The 18,380-nt window shown below is 63.4% G+C and carries 18 protein-coding genes; 5 read left to right on the top strand and 13 right to left on the bottom strand.

Annotated features, from left to right (window positions below):
- Positions 1-9 precede the first annotated feature (9 nt).
- Positions 10-1,146 carry a carboxylate-amine ligase gene (locus tag P3C50_RS04600; RefSeq protein ID WP_275545051.1) on the bottom strand — a complete coding sequence of 379 codons (1,137 nt, stop codon included), beginning with the start codon at positions 1,144-1,146 and terminating at the stop codon, positions 10-12.
- A 163-nt stretch (positions 1,147-1,309) separates the two neighbouring features.
- Between P3C50_RS04600 and P3C50_RS04595 the strand changes: the two genes are divergently transcribed.
- Together P3C50_RS04595 and P3C50_RS04590 are read left to right on the top strand one after the other, a co-directional pair.
- On the top strand, positions 1,310-2,710 hold the full coding sequence (locus P3C50_RS04595; RefSeq protein WP_275545050.1) for an iron-containing redox enzyme family protein: 1,401 nt from the start codon (positions 1,310-1,312) through the stop codon (positions 2,708-2,710).
- A gap of 15 nt (positions 2,711-2,725) precedes the next feature.
- A complete protein-coding gene (locus P3C50_RS04590) occupies positions 2,726-3,694 on the top strand; it encodes a class I SAM-dependent methyltransferase (protein WP_275545049.1) in 969 nt (322 codons plus the stop codon).
- 39 nt (positions 3,695-3,733) lie between these two features.
- Here the strand turns inward: P3C50_RS04590 and P3C50_RS04585 are convergent, their stop codons facing one another.
- From P3C50_RS04585 to gorA, 9 genes are all read right to left on the bottom strand, one after another.
- Positions 3,734-4,204, bottom strand: a complete 471-nt coding sequence (locus P3C50_RS04585; protein WP_197855671.1) for a hemerythrin domain-containing protein — start codon at positions 4,202-4,204, stop codon at positions 3,734-3,736.
- A gap of 78 nt (positions 4,205-4,282) precedes the next feature.
- The gene (locus tag P3C50_RS04580) at positions 4,283-4,453 is read right to left on the bottom strand and encodes a general stress protein (protein ID WP_197855670.1); all 171 of its coding nucleotides are present in this window, start codon (positions 4,451-4,453) and stop codon (positions 4,283-4,285) included.
- 91 nt (positions 4,454-4,544) lie between these two features.
- A complete protein-coding gene (locus P3C50_RS04575; RefSeq protein ID WP_275545048.1) occupies positions 4,545-5,399 on the bottom strand; it encodes an SDR family oxidoreductase in 855 nt (284 codons plus the stop codon).
- A 26-nt stretch (positions 5,400-5,425) separates the two neighbouring features.
- Positions 5,426-6,289 carry a UTP--glucose-1-phosphate uridylyltransferase GalU gene (gene galU / locus P3C50_RS04570; protein WP_197855668.1) on the bottom strand — a complete coding sequence of 288 codons (864 nt, stop codon included), beginning with the start codon at positions 6,287-6,289 and terminating at the stop codon, positions 5,426-5,428.
- Positions 6,290-6,448: 159 nt separating this feature from the next.
- Complete coding sequence (locus P3C50_RS04565; RefSeq protein ID WP_197855667.1) at positions 6,449-6,616, bottom strand: general stress protein; 168 nt, start codon at positions 6,614-6,616, stop codon at positions 6,449-6,451.
- Positions 6,617-6,728: 112 nt separating this feature from the next.
- Complete coding sequence (locus tag P3C50_RS04560; RefSeq protein ID WP_275545047.1) at positions 6,729-7,184, bottom strand: DUF421 domain-containing protein; 456 nt, start codon at positions 7,182-7,184, stop codon at positions 6,729-6,731.
- 10 nt (positions 7,185-7,194) lie between these two features.
- Positions 7,195-7,686: a hypothetical protein gene (locus tag P3C50_RS04555; RefSeq protein WP_275545046.1), complete on the bottom strand. Its 492-nt coding sequence runs from the start codon at positions 7,684-7,686 to the stop codon at positions 7,195-7,197.
- Positions 7,687-7,886: 200 nt separating this feature from the next.
- Positions 7,887-8,510, bottom strand: coding sequence for a trimeric intracellular cation channel family protein (locus tag P3C50_RS04550; protein WP_197855666.1), 624 nt, complete (start codon positions 8,508-8,510; stop codon positions 7,887-7,889).
- A 7-nt stretch (positions 8,511-8,517) separates the two neighbouring features.
- Positions 8,518-9,876 carry a glutathione-disulfide reductase gene (gorA, locus tag P3C50_RS04545; protein WP_275545045.1) on the bottom strand — a complete coding sequence of 453 codons (1,359 nt, stop codon included), beginning with the start codon at positions 9,874-9,876 and terminating at the stop codon, positions 8,518-8,520.
- A 69-nt stretch (positions 9,877-9,945) separates the two neighbouring features.
- On the opposite strand from gorA, the gene P3C50_RS04540 reads away from it, so the two are divergent.
- A complete protein-coding gene (locus P3C50_RS04540; protein WP_275545044.1) occupies positions 9,946-10,380 on the top strand; it encodes a VOC family protein in 435 nt (144 codons plus the stop codon).
- Positions 10,381-10,573: 193 nt separating this feature from the next.
- On the opposite strand, the gene galU (P3C50_RS04535) is transcribed toward P3C50_RS04540, so the two are convergent.
- Positions 10,574-11,413 carry a UTP--glucose-1-phosphate uridylyltransferase GalU gene (gene galU / locus P3C50_RS04535; RefSeq protein ID WP_197855663.1) on the bottom strand — a complete coding sequence of 280 codons (840 nt, stop codon included), beginning with the start codon at positions 11,411-11,413 and terminating at the stop codon, positions 10,574-10,576.
- A gap of 41 nt (positions 11,414-11,454) precedes the next feature.
- The gene (locus tag P3C50_RS04530; RefSeq protein ID WP_275545043.1) at positions 11,455-12,816 is read right to left on the bottom strand and encodes a UDP-glucose dehydrogenase family protein; all 1,362 of its coding nucleotides are present in this window, start codon (positions 12,814-12,816) and stop codon (positions 11,455-11,457) included.
- 229 nt (positions 12,817-13,045) lie between these two features.
- Here P3C50_RS04530 and P3C50_RS04525 point away from each other — a divergent pair, with 229 nt between their 5' ends.
- Positions 13,046-14,839, top strand: a complete 1,794-nt coding sequence (locus tag P3C50_RS04525; protein ID WP_275545042.1) for a thiamine pyrophosphate-requiring protein — start codon at positions 13,046-13,048, stop codon at positions 14,837-14,839.
- 17 nt (positions 14,840-14,856) lie between these two features.
- A complete protein-coding gene (locus P3C50_RS04520; protein WP_275545041.1) occupies positions 14,857-15,831 on the top strand; it encodes an SDR family oxidoreductase in 975 nt (324 codons plus the stop codon).
- Between the two features lie 9 nt (positions 15,832-15,840).
- Here the strand turns inward: P3C50_RS04520 and ligD are convergent, their stop codons facing one another.
- Positions 15,841-18,369, bottom strand: a complete 2,529-nt coding sequence (ligD, locus tag P3C50_RS04515) for a DNA ligase D (RefSeq protein WP_275545040.1) — start codon at positions 18,367-18,369, stop codon at positions 15,841-15,843.
- Positions 18,370-18,380 lie beyond the last annotated feature (11 nt).

Here is an 18,380-nt window from a genome sequence, read left to right as displayed (position 1 = left end):
GGCAGATGTTCAGGCTATCTGCCGAACGTCCTGCAGGGATGTCTGTTGCATCAGCGTGTCCACCACTTCACGCACGGCTGCTCGATGCTCTGCGCCGCCGCTGCGGGCGCGGCGATAGAGGCCAAGCTGGGCTTCGGCGCTGCCGCCGATACGGGCCAGCTTGCGCGCGTGGGCCATGATCCAGCGCTCCTCGGGCGCGATCTGCTCGGCGATGCAGGCCAGCACCTGATCCAGCCAGGCGGCGAACGGCAAGGTGTTCTGGCTACGCGGTTCGATGAACAGCCCGCGCAGCCCGCGGCGCTTGGCCCGCCAGCGATTTTCCAGGGTGAGGATGCGTGTCAGCGGGTCGTCGAACCAGTCATGGTGTGGGGCATCCAGCGCGTGGCCGAGCATGGCGCGGAACAACCCGGCGATGCACAGGGCATCCTGCAGTTGCGGACAGGCGTCGGCGATGCGCAGCTCGAGCGTGGGAAAGCGTAACGACGGGCGAATGTTCCACCACAGGTTGACGGCCGAGCCGATGCAGTCGGTAGCGGTCATCACCTTGAGGTAGCGCTGGTATTCGGCGTCATCGCGAAAGTGATCGGGAATGCCCATGCGCGGCCATTCATCGCAGACGGCCTGGCGGTAGCTCATCAGGCCGCAGGGCCGGCCATCCCAGAATGGCGAGGATGCACTCAGCCCCAGCAATAGCGGCAGCCAGGGCGTCAGGCGGTTCATCAGACGGATGCGGTCGATACCTTCAGGCACACCGACATGCACATGCAGGCCGGCCAGCACGCTGCGGCTGGCGACGATGCGGTAATCGTCGAAAATCGCCCGATAGCGCGCCATGTTGGTCGCCTGCACGCTACGCCATTGCCCCAGTGGATGGGTGCCGGCAGCGAGGATGCCACAGCCGAATTCGCTGGCCTTCTCGGCCATGGTGCGGCGCGCCTGGCCGAGAAAGTTGCACGCCTCTTCGAGGCTGGTGAGCACAGGCGTCACCACTTCGAACTGCGCGGCGAACATCTCGCGCGTCACGCACTGGCCCAATGCGCGACGGCTGGACACGGCAAAGGCCTCGACCCCCTGCTGCGCCACGCAGCGACTCGCCAGGTCGGTCAGAAAGTACTCCTCTTCGATGCCGAACGTGCTCGTGGTCATGACCCGCCTACTCCCAGAACTCCTGCAGTTGAGGGGTGGCCGGCGGCCTGGGTTCAACCTGTTTGATGCAGCGCCGAGCGAAGCGAATTTAGGTGGAATCTTTATCCAGGCAGAGCCCTCCTAAACAGAACATGGCCCCCCGTTTTTTCAGGAGACTTGACCCATGTCGATCGCCAGTTTCATCGACACGCCTGCCGCACAACGGATTTCCTTCGCTCCTGCCACTGGTCCCTGGCAGAGCCTTTATCGCCAACTGCTGGACGAACCCGAACCGGGGCACCCGCAAGCCAGGGAATTCATCCAGCAATGCCTGGGTGAGGTCGCGCAGCTGCCCTGCGAACTGCCGGCCAGCCCTTATGAGCTGGCTGCCTGGTCGTTGCGTCGGCATCAAAGCGTGACTGCCGATTACGCCCGTTACCTCGAAGGGCGACGCTCGGGTCAGGGCCGCCGTTTCTTTCCACGCAAGGCGCATGCCCTGCATTTTCTCCGCGCGGTCGCGCCAACCAAGCTGGTCGACGGCGCCTGGCTCTACGGCGCCCTGCCCCACTGGCGCGATTACCGCGTGTATCCGCTGGTGCAGACTTACCTGGAAGAGTTGGGCGAAGGCGCGCCCGCACAGAATCATGTGCTGCTCTACCGGCAGCTGCTGGCCAGCCAGGGCTGTGAAGATGCGCTGGAACTGGACGACGCGCTGTATCGCCAGGGCGCCATCCAACTGGCCCTTGGGCTGCTGGTCGACGAGTTTCTGCCCGAGGTGATCGGTTACAACCTCGGCTATGAGCAATTACCGCTGCACTTGCTGATCAGCGCCTTCGAGCTCAACGAGCTGGACATAGACCCCTATTATTTTCAGTTGCACGTAACCATCGACAATGGCTCCAGCGGCCATGCCGCCAAGGCGGTGCAAAGCGTGCTGGACAACCTGCCACGAGTTGGCGACGCGCAGGCTTTCTACGAGCGCGTGATGCGCGGCTATCTGCTCAACGATCTGGGCATCGGCTCCACCGCCGTGATCGACGGTTTCGATCTGCAGCAGCAGGTACTGCAGATGCTCGAAGGCAAGCGCAAGGTGGCCAGCCAGGTGCATTCCGACTACTGCCGCATCGAGGGCCGTACGGTGAACCAGTGGCTGGGCAGCTCCGGCAATGTCGCGGGCTTTCTCGAGGCGCTGCAGCGCAATGGCTGGATACGACGCGACAAGGATCCGGTCGAAAGCCGTTTCTGGCGTCTGGTAGAGGGCCAGGGCGCAGCGATGTTCGGTGTCTTCAGCCCCTACGAGCGCCAGTTGCTGCAAGACTGGATATCCGGCGACTGGCAGCAGGCCGAACAGCGCTCGCCGTTTCGTGCGCGCCGGACAAGCCAGGCTGCCACATCGTCCGGTGCCGGTACGCAACGGGGCGAACTGGATCGCGAGCGGCGCGACATGCTCCGGCAGTTGCAGGGCATGGATGCTTATCGACGCGAATGCCGCCTGATCGAGTTGCAGTCGCCGGCCCAGCACTGGACCAGCGCCGGCCTGGCCGCCACCCGTACCTTCACGGCGATGATGCGACAGCCGCGCTGATCAAGGAGCTCGCACATGCCCGAACAGACCTTCGACACCCCGCAAACTGAGGCGCTGCTACATCTGGGCGCCCTGCTACGCGCGCGCGGCTACCACTTCGTCACCCCGACGCCGCTTACCCATCAACGGGTCAACCAGCGCGCAGGCAATGCGCCGGCAAACGACCTGCGTGACGTATTCGGCTGGAGCCGTCCCTTCGCCGAGGGAACGCTGGACGAGGAAATCGTCGAGGCCATGCGGGAAGCGCAGGTGCTGCAGCCTCAGGCTCAGGGCTGGATCAGCCTGGTGCGCTTCTCCAGCCTGGGCGACGAACTCTACGTGCACTCGCGCTTCCCCACCGAGGAAAGCGACGCGGTGTTCTTCGGCCCTGACACTTACCGCTTCACCCGTTTGCTGCGCGATTACCTGGCGCACGCCAAACAGCCGTTGCGGCGCATCGCCGATATTGGCTGTGGTGCCGGCCCTGGTGCGATAACCGCGGCGCAGTTGCGTCCGGAGGCCGAGGTCCTGGCGCTGGATATCAATCCCAGGGCTCTGGCCATGACCTCGGTGAATGCGCGCCAGGCCGGTATCGATAATCTTCACGCACAGAGCAGCGACCTGCTTCGCGATGTGCCGGGCCAGTTCGATCTGATCATCGCCAACCCGCCGTACATGCTCGATCCACAACAGCGCACCTATCGCCACGGCGGCGGCAAACATGGCGCCGGGTTGTCCCTGGCGATCTTCGATACGGCGATGGAACGCCTGGCCCCGGGTGGTACGCTGCTGCTCTATACGGGTGTGGCGATCTTCGCCGGCGAGAACCCCTTGCTCAATGCCATCCGCCTGTCGCTGCGCGACACCGGCTGGGATTGGGATTACCAGGAGCTTGATCCGGACGTGTTTGGCGAGGAGTTGCAGAAACCCGAATATGCTGAGGCCGAACGTATCGCCTGCGTGGCGTTGCGGCTGACCTATCAGCCCAATCTGCGCCAGCGCTAAGCCGGCGCCTGCCAGACGCAGGCACCGGCCCTTCTAGGCTCAGGCTGCGTTGGCCTGAGCGCTGCTCTTGAGGGACTTGCGCAGCACTTCCATCGACTCGCCCAGTTCCTCCAACTGCTGCTTGCTCAGCAGCTTGCGGGCCTGCGGGAACATGTCGCGCTCCTCTTCCTCGATATGGTGTTCAAGCAGTTCCTTGAGCACTTTGACCCGGCCGGCGAACTCGATGGTCGAAGGCGGCGTTTCCTTGATGTCGGGCAGTACCAGCGCCTCCACGGCGCGGTGCTCTTCCTTGGCCTCGACGGCCAGCACGGCGTCATCCTTGCTGCCGGCCTGCCTGAAGGCCGGATAGAATATCTGCTCTTCGAGCTCGGTATGGATCTTCAATTCCTGCTCGATCTTGCCCAGTAGTTTCGTGCGTGTCTGCACCGCTCGCTCGGTGGTTTCCTCGAGCTTGCTCAGCAGGTCCTTGACGGTTTCGTGGTCCTTTTTCAGCAGTTCGATGGCATTCATCGTCTTGCTCTCCTCAGGTCTACTAATCACATCATTACAAAAGCCCGGGCCCGCTCGAGGCGGGCCCAGGCGGGACGATCACGAGTCGCGACCGCTTTGGCTTTTCTGGCCACCCTTGCGCCCGGCCTCGGACGCTCTCTGACGGTCATTGGCGAAGTTGCCGCCGCTGTTGTGACCACCCTTACGGCCGGCTTCGGAAGCCTTGGCCCGATCATTTGCGAAGTTACCCGGATTTTTATTGGTCGCCATTGCTGGTACCTCCTGAGAGTTTTTCGCGAGGCGTTATTGCCCCTACATGAATTCAGGCAGGGGCTACGCCGAGTTGTTCAGGCTTTTTTCATCAGCCATTGACCACACTGCCGCCGTTTACGTGAAGCATCTGGCCCGTGACATAAGACGCGTCGTTACTGGCCAGATAGACGAATGCCGGCGCCACTTCTGCAGGTTGTCCCGGGCGCCCCATTGGCGTCTCCGCACCGAATTCGGAGACCTTTTCCGCACTGAAGGTAGAGGGAATCAGCGGCGTCCAGATCGGCCCTGGTGCGACACCGTTGACGCGGATGCCGCGCGGCGCCAGGTTGATCGACAGCGACCGGGTGAACGAGGTAATCGCACCCTTGGTGGACGAGTAGTCGAGCAGCATCGGGTTGCCCTTGTAGGCCGTCACCGAACTGGTGTTGATGATGCTCGAGCCCGGCTGCAGGTGCGGCAGCGCGACCTTGGTCAGGTGGAACATGGCGAAGATGTTGGTGCGGAAGGTCTGCTCCCACTGCGCCTCGTCGAGTGCTTCGAGGTTGTGCTCGGGGTGCTGCTCGCCGGCATTGTTGATGAGGATGTCGAGACGTCCCCACTTGGCGATCACCGCATCGACCACGCACTGACAGAAACTGCCATCACCGACGTCTCCCGCCACAGCCATGGCTTCGCCGCCGTGCCGGTTCACTTCGTCGAGGGTTTTCTGCGCATCCTCGTCCTCGTTGAGATAAACCAGCGCGACCTTGGCGCCTTCGAGGGCGAAGTGCACGGCGACGGCGCGGCCGATGCCGCTGTCGCCACCGGTGATGATCGCCACCTTGCCGGCCAGCTTGCCAGCGGCGCGGTAATCGTCAGCGAGGTACACCGGTTCGGGATGCATGGCGTGCTCGACGCCAGGTTGCCGCTCCTGATGCTGAGCGGGCAAAGTCTTGTCGTTCATCTTCACTCCTCCCTTCGGCTAAGCGTTCAGACCGCCTTCAGACGCGGGCTGGCCATCACCGGGTGGGTTTTATGGCGATTCTCGAAACAGAAGTTGGTAGCCTGCACATAGCCTTCGGCCGAACCGCAGTCGAAGCGGCGACCCTTGAACTTGTAGGCCAGCACACAGCCCTGCTGCGCCTGTTTCATCAGCGCATCGGTAATCTGGATCTCGCCGCTCTTGCCTGGCTCGGTCTGTTCGATCAGTTCGAAGATATCCGGGGTGAGGATATAGCGGCCGATGATCGCCAGGTTCGACGGCGCATCTTCAGGGTTGGGTTTTTCCACCATTCGCTCGATGCGGAAGATGTCGTCACGCAGCGCTTCGCCGGCGATCACGCCGTAGCGCGAAACCTCCTCCATTGGCACTTCCTGGATGGCCACGATGGAACAGCGGAACTGCTCGTAGAGCTTGACCATCTGGGTCAGTACGCCGTCGCCCTCCAGGTTCAGGCACAGGTCGTCGGCAAGTACCACGGCGAACGCCTCGTCGCCGATCAACGAACGGCCGGTGAGAATGGCATGGCCAAGGCCTTTCATTTCGATCTGACGGGTGTAGGAGAAGGTGCACTGGTCGATCAGGTGGCGTACGCCGCTGAGGGATTTTTCCTTACCGGTATTGGAAATCTCGTGCTCCAGCTCATAGCTGATATCGAAGTGGTCTTCCAGCGAGCGCTTGCCCCGACCGGTAACGATGGCAATTTCATGCAGCCCGGCTTGCAGTGCTTCTTCGACGCCATACTGGATCAACGGGGTGTCGACTACCGGCAGCATTTCCTTGGGCATCGACTTGGTAGCGGGAAGAAAACGGGTGCCGTAACCGGCGGCGGGGAACAAACATTTCTTGATCATGGTTTCTGTACCAGTTGAGAGACTCGGTACTAGAACTTGACCTGGCTGAAGTCTTTGCAGTTCAAGGAATTTCGCGCGATTGCCGTTTCGCTGCGAGCGCTGTGTTGCGAGTGAGGGAAAGGAGGCCCGTAGCGGGCCTCCCCCAGGCTACGCAATCACTCAACTGCGGCCTCCACCGTGGCTGTTCTGGCCACCTTTGCGGCCAGCCTCGGAGGCTTTCTGACGATCATTGGCAAAGTTGCCGCCGCTGTTCTGGCCGCCTTTCTTGCCTGCTTCGGAAGCTTTTTCACGATCGTTGGCGAAGTTGCCAGGGTTCTTGTTAGTCATCTCGTTTCTCCTCAGTGATGGGCAAAATTGCCCGTGCACTGACTTGGAGGAAGGGCCCTGCGAGGACGTTCAGGCTATTTATCCGCCTCGCTCGGCAATCACTGACGAGCGGTCATGTGGATTTTTCGTCAGGCCGCTGGATGATGGAAATCTTGCCGTTACGCTCGACGATCGCGTAGCGAATCTGGTCCAGCCGCTCTAGCCCGCTCTCTCGCGCCGATTCCATGATGTCGTCGAGGGTCAGGCGCGCCTTGTTCATACGCCACTGCATCGGCACGCCGTCTTCGACGATGATGATCGGCGATCCATCGAGCAGGTGCGCCAGCCATTCGTTGCGGCGCTTGAGCAGCGAGGCACCGACGTCCAGCGCGATCAGGGTCGCGACCACCAGAATCATGTTGGTGAGGGAGAAATCATCGCCCAGCAGCGCCTGCTGCGTGGCCTCGCCGATGATCAGCAGCAGCACGAAATCGAAAGTGGTCAGTTGCGCCAACGAACGTCGGCCAGATAGCTTGAACAGGATCAGCAACGCCAGGTAGACGGCGCCAGCACGCAGTACCGCGTCCATGAGATTCTCCTCAGGGGTAGATGAACTGGTTCAGTTCGACCTGCTGGCCGCCCGCATGGAGCGTCGAGCGATAAGTTCCCACGCCGTCGGCGGTGAGGCGCAGGCTGACGACGATGCGTTCGGCCTCGCCAGGGAAGTCGAGAATCAAACCGCCCGCCCCATCGCTGGCACTGCGTCTCGGGACGGGCTGGATCGCGTCGATGGAAAAGCCCTCCAACAGTTCGCCGGCGATATGCAGCTGTGGCGTGCCCTGCAGGCTCACCTTCAGCGGCGAGTGCGCGCCGTTGCGTGCGAAACGCTGGTATTCGACCTGCAGTGCATCCTGCCCGCCACCAACCTGGACATCGCTGAGCGGTCCCTTGGAGAACAGCCCGGCCAGTGCCAGAGCCATGAGCAGCAACAGGCCATACCAACCCAGGCGTTCGATCTTCCAGCCACGGACCTGCAGGGCCATGTTCTCCTGTACGGGGGCGCTGCGGCTGCTTTGTTCAGGTAGGTGCATGCTGGTTTCCTCCTGAAAACTACGACCTGTCATCCGTGGCAAATATCAGAAGAAAATTTTACTTGCTGCCAGCAGGCCGGACGCGCGTTGCGCGGGTCCCAGCTGAAGTTGTGGCAGGCTTCAGGTCAATTGCCTACCGGCAAACGCCATATGAAAAAGCCGGCGGCGCCATTACGCACCGCCGGCCCTGCGAGGGATGTTCAATGCCGGTCGAGCAGATGGAAGCGCGGCAGACCGAGATGCCAGTGAATCGCCGCCAGCCGGGCTGCCAACACCACGAACATCGCTGCGGCAGTATCCAGCCAGTGCGGCGTGCCCAGGGCGCGCAGACCGATGAAGGTAAGCGCGCCGGCGATGCAGGCGGTGGCGTAGATTTCCTTCTGGAAGATCAGCGGGATCTCGTTGCACAGCACGTCACGAATCACCCCGCCGACCACGCCGGTCATCACCCCCATGATCACCGCGGTGCTGATCGGCGTGCCGTTTTGCAACGCCAGCTCGGTGCCGTACACGGTGAACACGGCGAGACCGAAGGCATCGGCGATCAGCAGGCCTTTCTCGTGAATCGGCCGGGTCATGCGCACCCAGGCCACGGTACCCAATGCCGCCAGGGAGGCGACGAGGATGTAGGTGTCGTCGCGAATCCAACTGACCGGATGATTGTCCAGAATCAGGTCGCGCAGGGTGCCGCCACCCAGGGCGGTAACGATGGCCATCACCAGTACGCCGAACAGGTCCATGGACTTGCGTCCGGCCATCAGCGCACCGGTGATGGCGAACACTGCCACGCCGAACAGGTCGGCGACGTAGAACAGCGTTTCCATGAGGCCCTCAGCGGCTGACCGGCGTACGTAGCGTAACGAATTCCTCGGCGGCGCTCGGGTGCACGCCGATGGTCTCATCGAAGATCTGCTTGGTCGCACCGGCCTTGAGCGCGATGGCCAGACCCTGGACGATTTCGCCCGCCTCCGGGCCGACCATGTGGCAGCCGAGCACACGGTCGTTGTCGGCATCGACCACCAGCTTCATCAGGGTGCGCTCCGGGTTCTCGGTGAGCGTCAGCTTCATCGGACGGAAGCGGCTCTCGAAAATCTTCACCTCGTGCCCGTCTTCGATGGCCTGCTCTTCGCTGAGGCCAACGGTGCCGATGTTCGGCAGGCTGAACACTGCGGTGGGAATCATCCGGTAGTCCAGGGGACGATATTCCTCCGGCTTGAACAGCCGACGCGCCACGGCCATGCCTTCGGCCAGCGCGACCGGTGTGAGCTGCACGCGACCGATCACATCGCCGAGGGCGAGAATCGACGGCGTGGAGGTCTGGAACAGATCATCGACTTCGATGTAGCCGCGCTTGTCCAGCTTGACCTCGACATTCTCCAAACCAAGGTTGTCGAGCATCGGGCGCCGGCCGGTGGCGTAGAACACGCAATCGGCCTCCAGTACGCGGCCGTCCTTTAGCGTGGCGGCGAGGCTGCCGTCGGCCTTGCGATCGATGTTGGCGATGTCGGCATTGAACTGCAGGTCCAGGCCTTTCTTGCTCAGCTCGTCGCGCAGGTGCTCACGCACCGCGCCGTCGAAGCCGCGCAGGAACAAATCGCCGCGATACAGCAGCGAGGTCTGCGCGCCCAGGCCATGGAAGATCGAGGCGAACTCCACGGCGATATAGCCGCCGCCGACCACCAGCACGCGCTTGGGCAGTTGCTTGAGGAAGAAGGCTTCGTTGGAACTGATGGCGTGCTCGCGACCAGGAATGTCCGGAATCTGCGGCCAGCCGCCAGTGGCGATGAGAATGCGCTCGGCGCTGTGGCGCTGGCCATTGACCTCGACGGTGTGGGCATCGACGATGCGCGCATGGCCCTCGAACAGACTGACGCCGCTGTTGGTCAACAGATTGCGGTAGATGCCATTGAGGCGCTCGATCTCGCGGTTCTTGTTGGCGATCAGAGTCGGCCAGTCGAAATTCGCCTCGCCCAGCGACCAGCCGAAACCCGCGGCCTGCTCGAAGTCTTCGGCGAAATGCGCGCCGTACACCAGCAGTTTCTTCGGTACGCAGCCGACGTTGACGCAGGTGCCGCCGAGGTAGCGGCTCTCGGCGACCGCAACGCGAGCACCATAACCAGCGGCGAAACGCGCCGCACGTACGCCGCCGGAACCGGCGCCGATCACGAACAGATCGAAGTCGTAACTCATGAGGTATCTCCTTGGCAGATGGGGAGCATACCGTAAAGGCTAGCGCTAAGCTGGAAGCAGGAGGTGGATATGCGCCCTACCCTGACTCATCTCGCCCTGCACGTCCCCGATCTCGATGCCTGCATCGCCTTCTACGCGCAGTTCTGCGGCATGCAGGTGATCCACGAACGCCCCGGCAAGGGCACACGCATCGTCTGGATGGCTGAACCGGGCAAGGAGCATCAGTTCATATTCGTCATCATGCCCGGCGGCCAGGACCGCAACCTGGCCGCCAACGACTACAGCCACTTCGGCTTCGCCCTGGGCAGCCGCGAGGAAGTCGACCGCATCGCCGCCCTGGCCGAGCGCGAAGGCTGCCTGATCTGGGCGCCTCGGGACGAGCCCTACCCGGTTGGCTATTACTGCGGCCTGCGTGACCCGGCCGGCAACTACGTGGAATTCAGCTACGGCCAGCCGCTCGGCCCCGGCTCGGAGCAGATGCCCGTTCCCAGGTACGGTCAGTGATTCGAGCACAACAGCTTCGCGGACAAGTCCGCTCCCACAGGGTATGAGCTGTCAGCTCAATCTGCTCCCGTGGGAGCGGACTTGTCCGCGAAAAAACATTCGGTCCGGTAAAGCAATGAAGAACGCCGCGATCATGCAAGACAATCGCGGCGTTCTCTCGACTGACGGACCCGAGTACTGACCTGGCGGCGTATCAGAACGCCTTGCCGGTCTTGTACAGATTCTCGAAGCAGAAATTGGTCGCGTCGATGTAACCCTCGGCGCTACCGCAGTCGAAACGCTGCCCCTTGAACTTGTACGCCATCACGCAGCCCTGCTGGGCCTGGCGCATCAGCGCGTCGGTGATCTGGATCTCACCGCCCTTGCCCGGCGGCGTGCTGCGGATCAGGTCGAAAATGTCAGGGGTGAGGATGTAGCGACCGATGATCGCCAGGTTCGACGGCGCGTCCTCGGGCTTGGGCTTCTCCACCATGTTGCTGACGCGGTAGATGTCCTCGCGGATCATCTCGCCGGCGATCACACCGTACTTGGAGGTTTCGTCCTTCGGCACTTCCTGGATGGCGACGATGGAGCAACGGAACTGTTTGTACAGCTTGACCATCTGCGCAAGTACGCTATCGCCTTCAAGGTTCAGGCACAGGTCGTCGGCCAGGACCACGGCGAAGGGCTCGTCACCGATCAGCGGCTGGCCGCAGAGGATGGCGTGGCCCAGGCCTTTCATCTCGACTTGGCGGGTGTAGGAGAAGCTGCACTCGTCGATCAGACGGCGGATACCAACCAGGTATTTTTCCTTGTCGGTGCCCTTGATCTGGTGCTCGAGCTCGTAGCTCACGTCGAAATGGTCTTCCAGCGCGCGCTTACCGCGACCGGTGACGATGGAAATCTGGTTGAGGCCAGCCTCCAGTGCCTCTTCGACCCCATATTGAATCAGTGGCTTGTTCACCACCGGCAACATTTCCTTCGGCATTGCCTTGGTAGCAGGCAAAAAGCGCGTGCCGTAACCGGCAGCGGGGAACAGGCATTTCTTGATCATGGGACTCCCTAATGGGGATGGTTGGATGCGCAGTCAGTCTATCAAGCCGCGCTAGCCTTACAACTGCCGCTTGCAGGCCGGCCGATGCCACGATAGAGAAACCCCTGCTCGGCCAACTGGCCGGCATCGTAGATGTTGCGCCCGTCGAACAGCACCGGCATACGCATCATGCCGCGTATGCGCGGGAAATCCGGCTGGCGAAACTGCTTCCACTCGGTCACCAGGACCAGCGCATCCGCGCCCTGGGTGACGGTGTAAGGGGATTCGCTCAGAAGCAGTTGCCCCGACTCGACCGCCGACGGATAGCGCGCCGCGACAGCGGCCGCAGCCGCCGGATCGCAGGCCTGCACCCTGGCCCCGGCGATCAGCAGCGCCTCGAGCAGCACCAGGCTCGGCGCTTCGCGCAGATCATCGGTACCGGGCTTGAACGCCAGCCCCCAGAGCGCGACGACTCGCCCCTGCAGATGACCGTTGAAATGTTCGCGCAGGGCCTGGAACAGCAGCGTCTTCTGCAGCGCATTGCGCGCCTCGACCGCACGCAGGATGCCCGGCTCGATGCCCTCGTGCTCGGCGGTGCGGATCAACGCCTTGACGTCCTTGGGAAAGCACGAGCCGCCGTAGCCGCAGCCGGCATAGATGAAGTGCGTACCGATGCGCCGGTCACTGCCGATGCCGCGGCGCACTTCCTCGATATCGACGCCCAGGCGCGCACAGATGCCGGCCATTTCGTTGATGAAGGAAATCTTGGTGGCCAGGAAGGCGTTGGCCGCGTACTTGCTGAACTCGGCCGCGCGCACGCCCATGCACAGCAGGCGGTCGTGGTTGCGCAGGAACGGCGCATACAGCCTGCGCAGCAGCTCACGCCCGAGCTCGTCGTCACAGCCGACGATGACCCGATCAGGCCGCATGAAATCCTCGACCGCAGAGCCCTCCTTGAGAAACTCCGGATTGCTGGCAACGGTTACTCGTGCTCGTTTGCCGCGACGGGTCAGGCCGGCGTTGATGCGCTGCTCGACGCGTTCGGCGGTACCCACCGGCACGGTGGACTTGTCGACGACCAGGCAGGCATGGTCGAGCCGCTCGCCCAGATCATCGGCAACCGCCAGCACGTGACTGAGGTCGGCCGAACCGTCTTCACCACTGGGTGTACCCACCGCGATGAAGATGACCTCGACGCGGCGGATTCCGGCCTGAAGCTGCGCGGTAAAGCTGAGCTGCCCCGCCGCCAGCTGCGCCCTGAGCAACGCCTCCAGGCCCGGCTCGTAGATCGGCACCTCACCTTGCGAAAGCCGCGCAACGCGCTGCGGATCGCGCTCGACGCAGACCACCTGGTTGCCCATCTCGGCCAGGCAGGTCGCCGTCACCAGCCCCACGTACCCCGCTCCTATCACGCATATCTGCATCGCAGCATCCTCCAGGCGTTTGCTGCGATTGCAACCAATCACGGTGGCAGTGATGTGACGATATGGCGAAGCGATGATGACAACGGCAGCCGCCCGCACTGACCACAGGTCAAACAGGAGAAACTTCCGCCGCTGCTTCACGTCCACCCTAATCAGCGGTCATGACAGCGGTAGCCGCCTGGTTACCGCTGCCTCGTCTGGCCGAAACTCGATTTAACGGAGGGTGCAAATGGCCACGACAGTCGGAGATTTCATCGTCGAGCGGCTTTACCAGTGGGGTGTACGGCGCATCTACGGATATCCCGGGGACGGCATCAACGGCGTGTTCGGCGCGCTCAGCCGGACCAATGGAAAGATCCGTTTCATCCAGGCCCGCCACGAAGAGATGGCTGCCTTCATGGCTGCGGCAGATGCCAAGTTCTCCGGCCAGCTGGGCGTCTGCATCGCCACCTCGGGCCCCGGCGCTACACATTTGCTGACCGGCCTCTACGATGCGCGCATGGACCATATGCCGGTGCTGGCGATTACCGGCCAGCAGGCGCGCACCGCGCTTGGCGGGCATTACCAGCAGGAGCTGGACCTGGTCTCGGTGTTCAAGGACGTCGCCGGTGCCTTCGTCCAGCAGGCCAGCGCACCGGCGCAGGTGCGTCATCTGATCGACCGCGCCATCCGCACCGCCGTCGGTGAACGCAGGGTGACGGCGATCATCCTACCCAACGATCTGCAGGAGGCCGAATACGCCGAGCCGCCGCACAAGCACGGCACCCTGCACAGTGGCATCGGCTACCGCCACCCGCGCGTCGTGCCCTATGAAGCGGACCTGCAGCGCGCTGCCGAAGTGCTCAACAGCGGCAAGAAGGTCGCCATACTGGTAGGCGCCGGGGCGCTGAATGCCGGCGATGAGGTATTCGAAGTGGCGCAGAAACTCGGCGCCGGCGTGGCCAAGGCGCTGCTGGGCAAGGCCGTGCTGCCTGACGAGCTGCCCTGGGTCACCGGTTCCATCGGCCTGCTCGGTACGGTGCCGAGCTACAAGATGATGGAGGAATGCGACACCCTGCTGATGATCGGTTCCGGCTTCCCCTACTCCGAGTTCCTGCCGGAAGAAGGACAGGCGCGTGGCGTGCAGATCGACATCCAGCCCGACATGCTCAGCCTGCGCTATCCAATGGAGGTCAACCTGCAGGGCGATGCCGCCGAGACCCTGCGCGCCCTGCTGCCTTTGCTGGAGAACAAGGCGGATGACAGCTGGCGCACCACCATCGAAGGGTGGCGCAGCGACTGGGACCAGACCCTGGAAAGCCGCGCCATGGTGTCGGCCAACCCGATCAACCCGCAGCGGGTGGTCTACGAGCTGTCGCCGCGCCTGCCCGAGCGCGCCGTGGTCACCTGCGACTCCGGCTCCTGCGCCAACTGGTATGCCCGCGATCTGAAGATCCGCCGCGACATGCTCTGCTCGCTGTCCGGCGGCTTGGCGTCGATGGGCGCGGCGGTGCCTTATGCCATCGCCGCCAAGTTCGCCCATCCGGATCGTCCGGTGGTCGGCCTGGTGGGTGACGGCGCCATGCAGATGAACAATCTGGCTGAGCTGATCACCGTGGCCAAGTACTGGCGCGAGTGGCAGAACCCGCAATGGGTGCTCGCGGTGTTCAACAATCAGGACCTCAACCAGGTCACCTGGGAGCAGAGGGTGATGGAAGGCGACCCGAAATTCGAGGCTTCGCAGAACATCCCCGACGTGCCCTACCACGCTTTCGCCAACTCCATTGGCCTGCTCGGCCTGCTGATCGAGCGTGAAGAGGACGTCGGCCCGGCCTGGGAGCAGGCTCTGGCTGCGGATCGTCCGGTGCTGCTGGAATTTCGCACCGATCCGGATGTCCCACCGTTGCCGCCGCATATCAGCCTGGAGCAGGCCAAGCAGTTCGCCTCCACCCTGCTGCAGGTCGACCCGGACCAGCGCGGCATCCTTGCGCAAACCGCCAAGCAATTGTTCGGTTCGCTGCTGCCGGGTAAGCACAAGAAGTGATCCTCGAGGCTGTTTGAATGAAAAAAGACGATTGCCCGGTGGTGGTGATCTGCGGGGCCAGCGCCGGTGTCGGCCGGGCCACCGCGCATGCTTTCGCTGCCGCGGGCTATGCCGTCGGCTTGCTGGCCCGCAGCGAGGAAGGATTGGCAGCAGCGACATCGGAGCTGCAGGCCTACGACGTCCCGACCCTGGCGATCAGCGCGGATGTGGCCGATGCCAATGCCCTGGCGCTGGCGGCACAACGTTTCGAGGCCGAACTCGGCCCCCTCGACGTCTGGGTCAATTCGGCGATGGTCACGGTGTTCGCTGCGATCGAGCAGTTGACGCCAGAGGAAATCAGGCGCGTTACCGAGGTGACCTACCTCGGCGCCGTACATGGCACCCTGGCGGCGCTACCGCTGATGCGCACACGGAATCGCGGGGTGATTATCCAGGTCGGTTCGGCACTCGCCTATCGCGCCATCCCTCTGCAGTCGGCCTATTGCGCAGCGAAGTTCGCGCTGCGCGGCTTCACCGACTCGCTACGCTGCGAACTCATTCACCAGCGCAGCGAGGTCAAGGTCTGCATGGTGCAGCTGCCGGCGATCAACACGCCGCAGTTCGACTGGGCGCGCAACAAACTGGGTCAACGCGTGCAACCCGTGCCGCCCATTCATGACCCCGGTGTCGCAGCGCGCGCCATTTTCAGCGTCGCGAATGCACCTCCACGGGAACTCTGGGTCGGCCTGCCCACCGTCAAGGCCATCATCGGCAATCAGTTCTTTCCGGGCCTGCTCGACCGTCTCCTTGCGCGTCGCGCCTGGCAAGGCCAGCTGAGCGAGGGCCAGTCAGAAACGGCAGGCGACAACCTTTTGGAAAGCATCGATGGTCTGCACGAGGTGCGAGGACGCTTTACCCGCAGGTCGCGCGGACACGCCCTGGCCCTGAGCTCGGCACGAGTGACCGCCCTGCTGGGAACCTGCGCAGCCTTACTGGTGTTGTTGCTGATCTGACGGCGCAGATCATGGCGCTTCGGCGCCGAGCCGGTCCCACATGGCGCGGATCAGGCGCTGGCGGTTGGCATACCCATCCCACGGGTCATGGCGCAGCCCGTCCAGACGCTGCTGCAGATTGGCGACCGTCCACTGCTGGGCGCTGCGCAGGCCGTCAAGCTCGTCCCGGGCGATCGGCACCGAAACCGGCAGGCCGGGACGCGCGCGCACCGAGTAGGCCGATACCGTACTGGCACCGCGACCGTTGCGCAGATAGTCGATGAAGATTTTCCCCACTCGGTTCTTAGGCCCCGACGTCGCGGTAAAACGCTCGGGTAATTGTTTGGCCATGAACTGCGCCAGGGCCTTGGCGAAGCCCTTGACCGTATCCCAGTCGGCGTGCCGGGCAAGCGGCACGATGATGTGCATGCCTTTGCCGCCGCTGGTCTTGAGAAAAGCCTGCAGGCCCAGCTCGTCGAGCACGCTCAGGGTCAGCCGGGTCGCCTCCAGCATGCTGCGCCACGGCAACGCCGGGTCCGGGTCGAGATCGAGTACGAAATGATCGGGCGTTTCGATGCGGTCGCTGGTAGCGCCCCAGCGGTGAAATTCGATGCAGCCCATCTGCGCTGCACCGACCAGGGCCGGCACGCTGTCGATTTCCATCAGCCGCGCGTGGCCGGGGTCCAGCTTGGGGTCGAGGTGTTTGATGTTGGGGATCGCCAGGCGCTCGGCATGCTTCTGGAAAAATTGTTCCCCCTCTACCCCGTCCGGCGCCCGCACCAGCGACACCGGCCGGTTGCGCAGGTACGGCAGCAACCAATCGGCGATATCCGCATAGAACTGGGCCAGCTGCAGTTTCGTCGTGCCGCTTTCCGGGTCGATCACCCGCTGCGGATTGCTGATCGGCACGCCGGCCACTACCGGCTTGGCGGATGACTTGCGCGAACTTTCTGCCTTCTTGGTTTGTTTCTCCGCTGCGGCGCCTGGCGCACGCGGATGCTCACGAACGATCTGCGCTGCCGGCTTGTCACTTCGCAAGGCGATGAAGCTGGCTTGGCGCACGATGCCTTCACGCGTCCATTCGGCGAACTCGACTTCACCGACCAGTTGCGGCTCGACCCAGCTCACACCGCGGGCCTGGGCAGCCGTCAGTTTCCGCTCGAGTGGCGATTTATCTCGTGCCAGCTTGCGCAATTGCTCATGCAGGGTCTTGAGCGACGCTTCCCCGAACCCGGTGCCGACCCGCCCGGCATAACGCAACCCCTCCGCCTCGTTCACCGCCAACAACAGCGCGCCGAAGCCGCTGCGGCTGCCCTGCGGCTTGGTGTAGCCGACGATGACGAACTCCTGGCGCAGGCGGCATTTGAGCTTGATCCAGTCGGCGCTGCGTCGCGACACGTAGAGGCTGCCCGAGCGCTTGCCGATGACGCCTTCCAGCGACATGGCGCAGGCGCTCTCGACGATGTCCCGGTGATGGGCGGTGAAGGCCTCGGAGAAACGCAGCGGGCTGCGCCGCGTGCTGCCCAAGGCAGTCTTGAGTTGGGCGCGCCGAGTTTCCAGGGGCTCCTCGCGCATGTCCTCGCCGTTGAGAAACGGCGCATCGAACAGGTAGTAGATGAGATCGTGGCTGCGGCCGATGTCGAAGGCGTTCTGCAGTTGCTGGAAGTCCGGCAGGCCTTGCTCATTGAGGGCCACGACCTCGCCGTCGAGCCAGCTGTCGCTCAGGCCCAGCTTGGCCAGAGCCTTGGCCTGCTGTGGCAGGCGCTCCGTCCAGTCATGGCCATTGCGGGTGAACAGACGCACTTCATCGCCGCGCACTCGCGCCAGGATTCGATAGCCGTCGAACTTCACCTCATACAACCAGTCGCCTTCGGGCGGACGCTCGGCTAGGGTCGCCAGTTGCGGCGCCAGGCTGTCAGGGAACTCCGCCTGCGTCTTGCGACTCCCTGCCGGCTTGGCCGGCGCCTTGCGCTTGGCCGTTTTGCTCGGACCACCGACCAGCGCGCCGCTGATCACGCTTTGCGGCTGCGCCTCGACGATGTCGTACTCGTCGCTGGGCCGCGCGGTGTCGTCGCGCTCCTTGATCAGCAGCCACTGCTCCTTGTCGCTGCTGCCGCGTAGCCGGGTGCGCACCAGCGTCCAGTCCCCGGCCAGCTTCTCGCCCACCAGGGTGAACTTGAGCTTGCCGGCCTTGTAGGCGGCCGCCGGATCGCCTTGGGGCTGCCAGATGCCATGGTCCCAGACGATCACGTCGCCCGCACCGTAGTTGCCCTCGGCGATGCTGCCCTCGAAGCTGGCGTAATCCAGCGGGTGATCCTCGACATGCACTGCCAGGCGCTTTTGCGTCGGGTCCAGGCTCGGCCCCTTGGGCACCGCCCAGCTCTTCAGGGTGCCGTCCAGCTCAAGGCGAAAGTCGTAGTGCAGGCGGCGCGCATCGTGCTTCTGCACCACGAAGCGCAGCGCACCGGCCTTGCTGCGGCGCTTGCGCGGTTGCTCGCGGGGTTCGCTGGTCTGCTCGAAATTGCGTTTGCGGTTGTATTCGCTCTGCGCTCTGGCCATGGTCGGTATCC

The sequence above is a fragment of the Pseudomonas sp. Marseille-Q0931 genome, from assembly GCF_940789645.1.
Lineage (GTDB): Bacteria > Pseudomonadota > Gammaproteobacteria > Pseudomonadales > Pseudomonadaceae > Aquipseudomonas.
The sequence above is the reverse complement of the archived record's forward strand: the minus strand, read 5'-3'. Positions and strand labels throughout refer to the sequence as shown.